Origin of the sequence: Actinomadura sp. 1N219 (assembly GCF_044326405.1) — a bacterium.
Lineage (GTDB): Bacteria > Actinomycetota > Actinomycetes > Streptosporangiales > Streptosporangiaceae > Spirillospora.
In genome coordinates, this window is sequence record NZ_JBIRAY010000011.1 from 289,345 (window position 1) to 301,434 (window position 12,090).

General features: G+C 71.2%; 10 protein-coding genes. 5 read left to right on the plus strand and 5 right to left on the minus strand.

All coding sequences use genetic code 11. The features are described from left to right. Positions 1-51 precede the first annotated feature (51 nt). Together ACH35V_RS30480 and ACH35V_RS30485 are read left to right on the plus strand one after the other, a co-directional pair. Entirely contained in the window at positions 52-927 is an 876-nt protein-coding gene (locus ACH35V_RS30480) for an ABC transporter permease (RefSeq protein ID WP_395977533.1), read from the plus strand. After that, complete coding sequence (locus ACH35V_RS30485; protein WP_395977535.1) at positions 924-2,708, plus strand: ABC transporter ATP-binding protein; 1,785 nt, start codon at positions 924-926, stop codon at positions 2,706-2,708. Before ACH35V_RS30480 ends, ACH35V_RS30485 begins: the two co-directional genes overlap by 4 nt. A 13-nt stretch (positions 2,709-2,721) precedes the next feature. On the opposite strand, the gene ACH35V_RS30490 is transcribed toward ACH35V_RS30485, so the two are convergent. Next, on the minus strand, positions 2,722-3,336 hold the full coding sequence (locus ACH35V_RS30490; protein ID WP_395977537.1) for a TetR/AcrR family transcriptional regulator: 615 nt from the start codon (positions 3,334-3,336) through the stop codon (positions 2,722-2,724). Positions 3,337-3,453: 117 nt separating this feature from the next. On the opposite strand from ACH35V_RS30490, the gene ACH35V_RS30495 reads away from it, so the two are divergent. Next, positions 3,454-4,935 (plus strand): APC family permease, encoded by a 1,482-nt coding sequence (locus ACH35V_RS30495; RefSeq protein ID WP_395977539.1) that lies wholly within the window; start codon positions 3,454-3,456, stop codon positions 4,933-4,935. Positions 4,936-4,948: 13 nt separating this feature from the next. Continuing rightward, positions 4,949-6,544 (plus strand): amidohydrolase, encoded by a 1,596-nt coding sequence (locus ACH35V_RS30500; RefSeq protein WP_395977541.1) that lies wholly within the window; start codon positions 4,949-4,951, stop codon positions 6,542-6,544. 14 nt (positions 6,545-6,558) lie between these two features. Here the strand turns inward: ACH35V_RS30500 and ACH35V_RS30505 are convergent, their stop codons facing one another. Together ACH35V_RS30505 and ACH35V_RS30510 are read right to left on the minus strand one after the other, a co-directional pair. Beyond that, a complete protein-coding gene (locus tag ACH35V_RS30505) occupies positions 6,559-7,962 on the minus strand; it encodes an aspartate aminotransferase family protein (protein ID WP_395977543.1) in 1,404 nt (467 codons plus the stop codon). A gap of 94 nt (positions 7,963-8,056) precedes the next feature. Further along, positions 8,057-8,530 carry an Lrp/AsnC family transcriptional regulator gene (locus tag ACH35V_RS30510; RefSeq protein ID WP_395977545.1) on the minus strand — a complete coding sequence of 158 codons (474 nt, stop codon included), beginning with the start codon at positions 8,528-8,530 and terminating at the stop codon, positions 8,057-8,059. Positions 8,531-8,679: 149 nt separating this feature from the next. Between ACH35V_RS30510 and ACH35V_RS30515 the strand changes: the two genes are divergently transcribed. Then, on the plus strand, positions 8,680-10,110 hold the full coding sequence (locus ACH35V_RS30515; RefSeq protein ID WP_395977547.1) for a gamma-aminobutyraldehyde dehydrogenase: 1,431 nt from the start codon (positions 8,680-8,682) through the stop codon (positions 10,108-10,110). On the opposite strand, the gene ACH35V_RS30520 is transcribed toward ACH35V_RS30515, so the two are convergent. Both ACH35V_RS30520 and ACH35V_RS30525 read right to left on the minus strand, forming a co-directional pair. Then, positions 10,085-10,891, minus strand: coding sequence for an SDR family oxidoreductase (locus tag ACH35V_RS30520; protein WP_395977549.1), 807 nt, complete (start codon positions 10,889-10,891; stop codon positions 10,085-10,087). The two genes, ACH35V_RS30515 and ACH35V_RS30520, sit on opposite strands and share 26 nt — an antisense overlap. 63 nt (positions 10,892-10,954) lie before the next feature. Then, a complete protein-coding gene (locus ACH35V_RS30525; RefSeq protein WP_395977551.1) occupies positions 10,955-12,055 on the minus strand; it encodes an ABC transporter substrate-binding protein in 1,101 nt (366 codons plus the stop codon). Positions 12,056-12,090: the final 35 nt, after the last annotated feature.

Sequence of the window (12,090 nt, forward strand, 5' to 3'; positions counted from 1 at the left end):
ACGAATCCCGCCGACAGACGAGTCCGCTGACAGAAGAAGGAGCGTCCGGCCATGATCCGAACGCGACCCGGGGAGCAGGGGGTCCAGGCTCCGCCCGCGAACCTCACCCGCCGCGTCCTGACGTCCAGGCAGACCCGGCTCGGCCTGATCATGCTGCTGACCATGATCGCCTTCGCGCTGGTCGGCCCGTTCCTCGCGCCGCACTCGCCGACCGCGGTCCTCGCCAAGCCGTACGCGCCGCCCGGCGACGGCCTGCTGCTCGGCGCCGACTCGCTGGGCAGGGACATCGTGTCGCGCATCCTCAGCGGCGGAGCCAACCTGACCTGGATGGCGATCGTCGCCACGTCCGGCGGCGTGATCCTCGGCACCGCCATCGGGCTGGTCGCGGCGTTCGCGGGCGGGGTCGTCGACACGCTGCTGATGCGGCTCGTCGACGTGCTGCTGACGTTCCCGACGATCATCATGGCGATCCTGTTCATCTCGATGCTCGGGCCGAACCGGGTGATCCTGGTGGTCCTGGTGGCGATCGGGCTCACGCCCGGGATGGCGCGGGTGATGCGCGGCGCGGCGCGTCCGGTGATGAGGCGCGAGCACGTGATGTGGGCGCGGACGGTCGGGCTCTCGTCCCGCCACATCCTCATGCGGGAGGTGCTGCCGAGCGTGACGTCCCCGCTCATGGTGGAGATCGGGCTCAGGCTCATGTGGTCGGTCGTCGGGCTCGCCTCGCTGAGCTTCCTCGGCTTCGGCGTCCAGCCGCCCGCGTCCGACTGGGGGCTCATGGTCAGCGAGAACAAGGACGGCCTCGCCATCCAGCCGCTCGCCGTCGTCATCCCCGCCGCCTGCGTCGCCCTGTTCACCATCGGGGGCAATCTGTTCGCCGAGGGCGCCGCGCGCGTGATCGGCCGCACCGAAGGGGCTCGTTCATGAAGGCGGTCGAAGTCACCGGCCTCACCGTCGCCCTCGACGACGGCAGCGTGATCGCCGACGACGTGTCGTTCGGCCTGGAGAGCGGCCAGGTCATGGGGCTCGTCGGCGAGTCGGGCTCGGGGAAGAGCACGGTCGCGCTCGCGCTGCTCGGCTTCGCCAAGAAGGGCGCGAACATCACCGGCGGCAAGGTCGTGGTGGGCGGCGTCGACCTGCTCGCGCTCGCGCCGAACGACCTGCGCGAGGCGCGCAAGAAGCTCATCGGCTTCGTGCCGCAGGACCCCGCGACGGCGCTCAACCCGGCGATGCGGATCGGCACCCAGCTCACCGAGGGAATGGTCGGCGCCAGGAAGGAGGTCCTGCCGAGGATCCGGCAGGTCCTCGAAACGGTCGGCCTGCCCTCGGACGACGCCTTCCTGCGGCGCCACCCCCAGGAGCTCTCGGGCGGCCAGCAGCAGCGGGTGGCGATCGCGATGGCCGTGGCGAAGGGCCCGGAGCTGATCGTCTTCGACGAGCCCACCACCGGCCTGGACGTCTCCACCCAGGCGAGGGTCCTGGAGATGGTCGCCCGCCTCTGCGCGGACAGCGGCATGGCCGCCGTGTTCGTCTCGCACGACCTCGCGGTCGTCGGCGCCGTCGGCGACCTGGTGACCGTGATGTACGCCGGGCAGGTGCTGGAGACCGGGTCGCGCGAGGAGGTCCTGCTCTCCGCCGCGCACCCCTACTCGATCGCGCTGCTGGAGTCGGTCCCGTCGACGCGCCAGCGGCTGCCGCTCGTCTCCATCCCCGGGCGGGCGCCTGCGCCCGGAGCCGAGTTCGACGGCTGCGTGTTCGCCGACCGCTGCGCGTTCGCCGAGGACCGCTGCCGCGACTCCGCGCCGCCGCTGGTCGCCACGTCCGCGGGCGGGGCGGTGCGCTGCGTCCGCGTCGAGCACGTCCGGGAGAACCAGACAGTGCTGGTTAAGGAGCCCTTGCGGCGTGCCGAGAGCGCGCAGGGCGACGCGTCCGTCCTGAGCGTCCGGGACCTGAACGCCTCTTACGGCCGGACCCAGGTCCTGTTCGGCATGTCCTTCGACGTCGCCCCCGGCGAATGCCTGGCGGTCGTGGGCGAATCGGGCAGCGGCAAGACGACCATGTCCCGCTGCCTGATCGGGCTCCACGAGGACCAGTCCGGCACCTTCGAGATGGACGGGAAGCCGCTCCCGCCCCGGCTGCGGGACCGGACGAAGGCCGTCAAGCAGCAGATGCAGTACGTCTTCCAGAATCCCTACGGTTCGCTGAACCCCCGCGAGACCGTCGCGACCGCGGTGACGGTGCCGCTGAGGCACTTCTACGGAGTGCGGGGAAAGGCCGCCCGCGCGAAGGCCAAGGAGGCTTTGGAGCGCGTCGAGATCCCGTGGCGGCTCGCGGACCGCTACCCCGCCGAGCTGTCGGGCGGTCAGCGCCAGCGGGTCGCCATCGCCCGCGCCCTCGCCTGCGACCCCACGCTGCTGATCTGCGACGAGGTCACCTCGGGCCTCGACGTCTCCGTCCAGGCGTCCGTCGTCGAGCTGCTCCGGACGCTGCAGGACGACGGCCTGAGCATGATCTTCATTACCCACAACCTCGCCGTCGTCCGCAGCATCGGCGACCGCGTCGTCGTCCTGAGCCAGGGCCACGTCGTGGAGTCGGGCGCGGTCGAGTCGGTGCTCACCGAGCCCCAGCACCCCTACACCCGCGCCCTCCTCGCCGACACCCTGGAGGTGGACCGCACGGACCCCGAGACGAGCGACCTCCCCGGCTGAGCCGGGCCCCGGGTCAGGGCGACGCGTTCATCGCTCTGAGTGCGTCGAGCAGGGCGGCGAGGCCGAACTCGAACGCCTGGTCGGAACGGGTCGGGGAGGTGGTCTGGGCCGCCAGGGCCCGGGACAGGTGCGGGGCCTCGACGCCGGGCGGGACCTCCCACATGACCTCCGGGGCGGCCCGGTCCAGCGCGGAGCCGAGCAGGAAGTTCTCCAGGGCGGTGTAGGACGGCATGACCTGCTCCGGGGCGAAGCCGCCCTCGATGAGCACCGCGGCGATCATGTCGTAGACCACCACGACGCGGGGCGCCTGGACGGTGCTCGTCGCCAGCAGCGGTATGACGTGCGGGTGGGCGGCGAACGCGGCCCGGTAGGAGCGGGCGTAGGCGTCCAGGGCGCGGTCCCAGGGGCGCAGGTCGAGCAGCGCGGAGTCGATCTCCTCGTCGATCTTGGCTCGGAGCAGTTCGATGACTCCGGCCCGGCCGTCCACGTGGTGGTAGATCGACGGCGTCTGGACGCCGAGCCGCCGGGCCAGCGCGGGCATGGTGAATTCGCCGTCCTCGTCGACCAGTTCCAGCGCGGCGGTGGCGATCCGGTCCTGGTCGAGCAGGGGTTTGCGGGGGCGCGCCATCCCACCTCCCTTCATCCATCCGTGATGTGAACCGTCTGGTGTGACGCGGGTCATCCGGTCTAGCATGCCAAAAACCTAAACCTAATAGGTTTAGGTTACACTGTGGAGGTGAGTCCCATGACGAGGTCAGCGGGGCCGGAGACAGAGCTTCGACACGGGGTGCTGGGCACCGGCGCCATCACCTACTACGTGGTGTCCGCCGCGGCGCCACTGATGATCATGGCCGGGCTGGCGCCGTTCGCGCTGCTGGCCGGGGGGATCGGGGCCGCGGCGGCGTATCCGGCGGCCGGGGTCGTCCTGGCCGTCTTCGCGGTCGGCTTCACCACCATGTCGCGGTACGTCACGCGTCCGGGCGCGTTCTACACCTACGTCACCCGCGGGCTGGGACGTCCGGCGGGCGTGGCGGCGGCCGTGCTCGCGCTGATGTCCTACAACGCCCTCCAGATCGGCATGTACGGCCTGCTCGGCGCGGCCACGCGGAGCACCGTCGACTCGCTGACGGGCGTCGACCTGCCCTGGCCCGTCTACGCGATGGCCGGGATCGCGATCGTCTGGTACGCGGGGTTCCACAGCGTCGAGTTCGGGGCCAAGGTGCTGGGGGTCCTGCTGCTGGCCGAGACCGCCGTCCTCGTCGTGCTGAGCGCGGCCGTCCTGCTCGACGGCGGAGCGCACGGGCTGGGTGCCGAGCCGTTCGCGCCGTCCAACGTGCTGGACTCCGGGACGAGCGCCGCGCTGCCCTTCGCCTTCGCCGCGTTCATCGGCTTCGAGTCCACCGTGCTCTACCGGGCCGAGGCCCGCGACCCCCGCCGGACCATCCCGCGGGCCACCTTCGCCGCGGTCGGCTTCCTCGGGATCTTCTACGGCTTCGTCGTCTGGATGATCGTCCAGGCGTACGGTCCCGGCGAGATCGTCGCGGCGATCGCCGGGGACCCGGAAGGGCTGTTCTTCGGCGCCACCACCACCTACCTCGGCTCGTGGGCCGCCGACGTGATGCACGTGCTGATCGTGACGAGCCTCATCGCCTCGCTGCTGGCCTTCCACAACGCCATCAACCGCTACTCCCTCGCGATCTCCCGGGACGGGCTGCTGCCCGCGCGGCTCGGCGCGACCCATCCGCGCACGGGCTCGCCGTACCGGGCCGGGGCCGTCCAGACCCTGCTCAGCGTGCTGGTCGTCGGCGCCTTCGCGCTCACCGACGCCGACCCGACCACGCAGCTGCTGATCTGGGTCAACACGCCCGGCCTCGTCGGGCTCATCCTGCTCCAGGTGATGGTGGCGGTCGCGATCCCGCTGTTCTTCCGCCGCGTCTCCCACCGCGAGGGGACGGTGCGCACGCTCTGGGCCCCCGGCCTGGCGGCCCTGCTGCTGGCGGTCGCGCTGTACCTGGTGATCGACAAGGCCACGCTGCTGACGAACGCGTCGCCCCGGGTGAACGCGACGATCATCGGGATCGTCCCCGTCGTCCTGGTCGCCGGGTTCGCGCTCGCGGCCTGGCTGCGGCGGGCGCGTCCCCAGGTGTACGAGCGGTTCGGCCAGGACGACGCCGACCCCGCCGACCCCGCCGATCCGGCCGCCGCCATGCCCGAGACGACCCGCTGAGGAGGACCTCCCCATGACCATCGCCGATACGCTGCTCGTCGGCGGGCGGGTGGTGACGCTCGACTCCGCCCGGCCCTACGCCACCGCGCTCGCGATCAAGAACGGGACGATCTCGTGGGTGGGCGAGGCCGCCGAGGCCTGCGACCGGCGCGGCCCGCGCACCACGGTGCTCGACCTGGACGGCGCCACGCTGACGCCCGGACTCGTCGACGGTCACATGCATCCCGTGCTCGGCATCGACGCGGCGGGCGGCGTCGACCTGTCGGGCTGCCGGACGGTCGACGACCTCCGCGCCGTCCTGGCGACCGCGGTCCGCGGCATCGGCCGCGGGGGCTGGGTGGAGGGCCATTCCCTGGATCACAACGTGTTCGGCGGTCAGCGCATCAGCCGCGACCTCATCGACGACGTCCTCGGCGGAGTACCGGCCTTCCTGCGCCTCTACGACGCGCATTCCGCGCTGGCCGGCACCGCCGCCCTGGAGGCGGCCGGAATCACCGGGCCGCGCGCCTTCGACCAGCGCGCCGCCGTGGTCTGCGACGACGACGGACGCCCGACCGGCCATCTCCTGGAGCACGCGGCGATGGAGCTGGTGCAGCGGCTCGTGCCGCCGCCCGACCGGCACGTCCGCCGCCGCCGGCTGCTCGACCTGCTCACCTCGATGGCCGCGACCGGCCTCACCGGCGGCCACGTGATGGACGGGCAGCCCGACGCCCTGGCCCTCGTCGCCGAGATCGAGGCGGACGAGGACCTGCCGCTGCGGCTGCGGTTCGCCCCCTGGTGCATGCCCGGCGACGACCTCGACGAGGTCCGGGCGCTCCAGCGCGAGCACGGCCGCCGGTGGTCGGTCGGGGCCGTCAAGTTCTTCATCGACGGGACGGTCGAGGGCGGTACCGCCTGGCTGGAGGAACCGGACTGCCACGGCGAGAACGCCGACTCCTTCTGGCGTGACCCGGCCGAGTACACGCGCGCCGTGCACAAGCTGGCCGGAGAGGGGATCCAGACCGTCACGCACGCCATCGGCGACGCGGCCGTCAAACACGCGCTGGACGCCCTGGAGACCGCCGGACCCTCGTCCGTCCGGCACCGGATCGAGCACATCGAGACGGTCACCAGGGCGCAGATCGACCGTTTCGCATCGCTCGGTGTCGTGGCGTCCATGCAACCCGGCCACTGCACCTACGCCCGCGCCGACCAGACCGACGCGTGGTCGCGGCGGCTCGGTCCCGAGCGGGCCAGGCGCGCCTGGCGCTGCCGCGACCTGCGCGACGCGGGCGCGGTGCTCGTGCTCGGTTCGGACTGGCCGGTCGCTCACTACGACGCGCGGGAGACGCTCGTCGCCGCCCGTATCCGGACGCTCCCCGGCTCCGGCGCCGCTCCCGTCAACCCGGCCCAGGCCCTGACCCCGCGCATGGCCCTTGAGGGAATGACCACTCACGCGGCCCTGGCGGCGGGTGACCCGTACCGGCCGGGACGCATCACCCCGGGTTCCCGGGCCGACCTCACGGCCTTCGCCTTGAACCCCCTGCGGGCCACCTCGGACGAACTGATCGACGCTCCCGTCCGCCTCACCATGGTCGACGGCCGCCTCACCCACATCGCCGACGGCTAGGGCCTTCGGCTGCGTTACAGCAGCCGCGACGCGCTGGTGAGCGCGTCGCGCAGGATCTGTTCCATCTCGTCGAATTCGGCTTGGCCGCAGATCAGCGGGGGCGCGAGCTGGACGACCGGTTCCGCGCGGTCGTCCGCGCGGCAGTAGAGCCCGCCCTCGAACAACCTCGTGGACACGTGGTCTTGCAGGATCCGCTTGGATTCCTGCGCGGTGAACGTCTCGCGGGTGGCCTTGTCCTTGACGAGCTCGATCCCGTAGAAGAAGCCTCCGCCGCGGACGTCGCCGACGATGGGCAGGTCGGTGAGCTTGTCCAGGGTGGCGCGGAACGCGGACTCGGTGGCGCGGACGTGCCCGTAGAGGTCCTCGCGTTCGAGGACGTCGAGGTTGGCCAGCGCCACCGCGCAGGAGACGGGGTGCCCGCCGTAGGTCGATCCGTGCATGAAGACCGCGCCGTCGCGGCGGAAGGGCTCCATCAGCCGCTCGTCCACCAGGACGGCCCCGAGCGGGGCGTAGCCGGAGGTCAGGCCCTTGGCCGTGGTGATCATGTCGGGCCGGTAGCGGTAGCGTTCGGCGCCGAAGGCGTGCCCGAGCCGGCCGAACGCGCAGATCACCTCGTCGGAGATCAGCAGCACGTCGTGCCGGTCGCAGATCTCGCGGACGCGGTCGAAGTAGCCGGGCGGCGGCGGGAAGCAGCCGCCGGTGTTCTGCATCGGCTCCAGGAAGACGGCGGCGACGGTGTCGGGGCCCTCGAACTCGATGGCCTGCTCGATCTGGTCGGCGGCCCACCGTCCGAACGCCTCGTGGTCGCCGGCGTGCTCGGGCGCCCGGTAGAAGTTGGTGTTCGGGACCCGGATCGTGCTGGGCACGAGCGGCTCGAAGTCCTGCTTGGCGCCGGGGATTCCGGTGATGGACAGGGCGCCCTGCGAGGTGCCGTGGTAGGCCAGCGACCGGCTGATCACCTTGTGCTTGCGGGGCCTGCCGGTCAGCTTGAAGTACTGCTTGGCCAGCTTCCACGCGGTCTCCACCGACTCACCGCCGCTGACGGTGAAGAAGACCCGGTTCAGGTCGCCTGGCGCGTCGGCGGCGAGCCGGTCGGCCAGCTCGATCGCGCTGGGATGGGCGTGGGACCACAGCGGGAAGTAGGCCAGCCGCCGCGTCTGCTCGGCCGCAGCCTGGGCCAGTTCCTCCCTGCCGTGTCCCACCTGGACGGCGAACAGGCCGGCCAGGCCGTCGAGGTAGCGCCTGCCCTGGACGTCCCACACGTAGGCGCCCTCGCCGCGCACGATCACCGGGACCGCGGCGTCGTCCGCGGCGGAGTGGCGGGTGAAGTGCAGCCACAGGTGCCCGATCGAGGGCGCGGAGGTGTCGTCGGGGAGCCGCGCCGGCGCACCGGCGGCCTGGAACACGTTGTCGGACATGCGTCCGTTATCGCACATCATCAGGCCGTGAGGCAAGTGAATTAGTGGCGATCTCGCCCTTGTGCAACTAGATCAGTAGCTGTGGCCGATGCGGTCAGCCCTGAGCCCGCCACTGGTAGCTCTCCTTGCGCAGTTCGAGGTAGACGAAGGTGTCCGTGCTCGCCACGCCGGGGATCGACCTGATGCGGGTCGACAGCACCTCGACCAGATGCGCGTCGTCCTCGCACACGACCTCGCAGAGGATGTCGTAAGTGCCCGCGCAGACCACCACGTAGACCGACTCGGGCATCTCCGACAGGGCGGCGGCGACCGGCTCCAGCGTCCCGCTGACCTTCACGCCGACCATCGCCTGCCGCCGCCCGCCGACCCGCATCGGATCGGCGACGGCGACGATCTTCATCACGCCGGTCTCCGTCATGCGTTGCACCCGCTGGCGGACGGCCGCCTCCGAGAGCCCGACCACCTTGGCGATGGCCCCGTAGGACCGCCGCCCGTCCTCCTGCAACTGCTCGATGATCTGCCAGGAGATCTCGTCGAGCTCTGGCATGGTCGCGCTCTTCCTGCTCATGACCGCATCATCGCAGGGACCGTCCAACCCCGGGTGACGCCCGGCGTCGACGCGGCGCATCGTCACGATATTAGTCGCCATTGACAGATCTGATGACTCATCTCATAGTCTGTAGCGCACTCAACGACGGAAACCGCACATCGCGGATCATGAAGGGAACGCCCGTGACGACCTTCGCCAACGTCGTGGACGGCAGGCGGCGCGCCGCCGCGGACGGACGGACGCTCGACATCATCGACCCGGTCACCGAAGAGGTCTACGCGACCTCGCCGCTGTCCGGGCAGGCCGACATCGACGCCGCCATGGACGCCGCCGCGCGGGCCTTCGAGTCCTGGCGCTGGACGGCGCCCGCCGAGCGGCAGCGCGCCCTGCTCAAGATCGCCGACGCCGTCGACGAGCGGCTCGACGAACTGGTCGACGTCGAGTGCGCCGACACCGGCAAGCCCCGGGCCCTCACCGCCACCGAAGAGATCCCGCTGTGCGCCGACCAGCTCCGCTTCTTCGCCGGAGCGGCGCGCATTCTGGAAGGCCGCTCGGCCGGCGAGTACATGGCGGGGCACACCTCCTTCGTGCGCCGCGAGCCGGTCGGCGTGTGCGCGCAGGTCACCCCCTGGAACTACCCGCTGATGATGGCCGTGTGGAAGATCGCGCCCGCGCTGGCCGCCGGCAACACGGTCGTGCTCAAGCCGTCCGACACCACCCCGGCCTCCACCACGCTCCTGGCCGAGATCTGCGCCGAGGCCCTGCCGCCCGGGGTGCTGAACGTGGTCTGCGGGGACCGCGACACCGGCCGCGCCCTGGTCGCCCACCCCAGGCCCGACATGGTGTCGATCACCGGCTCCATCCGCGCGGGCATGGAGGTCGCCTCCGCCGCCGGGCTCAAGCGCACCCACCTCGAACTCGGCGGCAAGGCGCCGGTCGTCGTGTTCGCCGACGCCGACATCGCCGCCGCGGCCGAGGGCATCGCGGGCGCCGCGTTCTTCAACGCGGGACAGGACTGCACCGCCGCCAGCCGCGTCCTGGTCGCCGCCGAAGTGCATGACGAGCTCGTCGCCGCGCTGACCGAGCAGGCACGCGCGACCCGCACCGCCGGGCCGACCGACCCCGGCGCCGCCTACGGCCCGCTCAACAACGCCGACCAGCTGGCGCGCGTGGCCGGAATGGTCGACCGGCTTCCCGGGCGCGCGACCGTCCACCACGGCGGGGCCCGGGTCGGCGACCGCGGCTACTTCTACGCGCCGACCGTGGTGTCCGGCCTGCGCCAGCACGACGAGGCCAGCCAGACCGAGATCTTCGGCCCGGTCATCACCGTCCAGACCTTCACCGGCGAGGACGAGGCCGTCCGGTCCGCCAACGATGTCGAGCACGGCCTCGCCTCATCGGTGTGGACCCGCGACCACGCGACGGCGATGCGCATGTCGGCCAAGCTCGACTTCGGCTGCGTGTGGATCAACACCCACATCCCGCTGGTCGCCGAAATGCCGCACGGCGGGTTCAAGCACTCCGGCCACGGCAAGGACCTGTCGATGTACGGCTTTGAGGACTACACCCGCGTCAAGCACGTGATGAGCTCGTGGTGAGGGGCGGGCCGTAGATCTGGGGGCCCAGGGATTGGGCGCCGTCCGCGGTGAGGGTCGTGCCGGTCATGTAGGCGGTGCGGTCGCTGAGGAGGAGGGCGATCAGGTCGCCTATCTCGGGGGCGGTCGCGAAGCGGTTCAGGGGGACGGACGACAGCACTCGGTCCCGGTCTTCGGGCGTGGCCCAAAGGGCGTTGCCTGCGCCTTCGGTTTCTGTCGGGCCGGGAGCAATGCAATTCAGGCGGATTCCGTAGCGGGCCCATTCGACGGCCAGGGTGCGGGTCATGGCCACCACTCCGGCTTTGGCGGCGGCGCTGTGGACGGTGCCGGGATGGCCCGTCCAGGCGTAGGTGGCGATCACGCTGACGATCGAGCCGGGACGGTCCGCGCCGATCATGTGGCGGGCCACGGCGGACGTGCAGTTCCAGGTGCCGTTGAGGACGATGTCGACCACCGCCCGCCAGCCGTTCGGCGACAGCTTCTCCGCCGGGGTGACGAAATTGCCCGCGGCGTTGTTGACCAGGCCGTCGATCCGGCCGAAGCGATCGAGGGTGGTCTGGACGGCGGCGTCGACGGCGTCCGGGTCGCGGACGTCCGCGGGGTGCGCCAGGGCGTCGCCGCCGCCCTGGCGCTTCACCTCGGCCGCGATCTTCTCCAGAGGTTCCTTGCGGCGCCCGATCACGGTCACCGACGCACCCTGCCCGGCGAGATGGAGGGCGGTGGCCGCGCCTATGCCGGTGCCGCCTCCGGTGACCAGGTAGGCGCGGCCTGCCAGTGATTCCATTGTTCTCCTCGGGTGCGTCGGGGGGGGCGTCAGGCCGTCGGGGCGGTCAGGCCGTCGGGGCGGTCAGGACTTCGCGAATTCCTGGAAGCGCTTCAGGACGGCGTCGCGGTTCGTCCCCCACCATTCGGCGTCCTGGAGGAACTGCACCTCCACGTTCTGGGGGTGGGACGGCAGCGTCTTCGCGAACTCCTTGTCCATGAGGTCGAGGGCCTTGGAGTTCGACGGGCCGTTCGGGTACTTGCTCCACACGCTCGCCTGGATGTCGGGACGGACGGAGAACTCCATCAGCTTGAAGGCGTTCTCCTTGTTCGGCGCGTCCTTGACGACCGACCAGGCGGCGAGCTGGAACATGCCGCCGTTCCAGGTGAAGTCGAGCGGCGCGCCCTTCTTCTTCAGCTCGCCGATGCGTCCGGAGAAGATGCTGGACGCGCCGACCTGCTTGCTGACGAGCATCTGGCCCGGCTGGGCGCCGGACGTCCACCACTGCGGCACGTTGGGCTTGAGCTTGCCGAAGCTGCGGAAGGCGCGGTCGACGTCGATCGGGTACACCGATTTCATGTCGACGCCGTCGCCGAGGACCGCGAACTCCATGTCCGGCGGGACGCCGTTGTCGGCGCCGCGGAGCGAGCGGCGGCCGGGGAATTTGCCGGTGTCCCAGAAGTCGCCCCAGCCCTCCATTTTCTTCCCGGCGCCGACGACCGAGGTGTTCCAGGCCATGACGATCGAGAACAGGTAGTAGGTGAGCCAGTTCTTGTCGACGTAGGACGGGTCGATGCCGGGAATGCTGAGCAGCTTGTCCGGCAGCGGCTCGAAGTACTTGCGGCCGATCGGCAGGACCGTGCTGGGGCCGCCGGCGATCAGGTCCCATTCGATGTTGCCGGTCTCGACCATCGCCTTGATCTTGGCGGGGGTCGGCGGGCCGGCCACCACGACCTCGATCCCGGTCTCCTTGCTGAACGGCTCGAAGATGTACTTCTTCTCCGCCTCGACGAGCGCGCCGCCCCAGTCGGCGACGACGACCTTCTTGCTGCCGCCGCCCCCGCCGGAGCCGCCGCAGGCGCTGAGCAGCGGGGCGGCGGCGATGCCGCCCGCCAGCAGGACACCGCCGCGCAGGACGTCGCGGCGCGCGAGCGGGGAACTCTGTGATCTTCCGGGGATCTTCATGGGAATCGTCCTTCTTCGGGGGTGGGGCGCGGGTT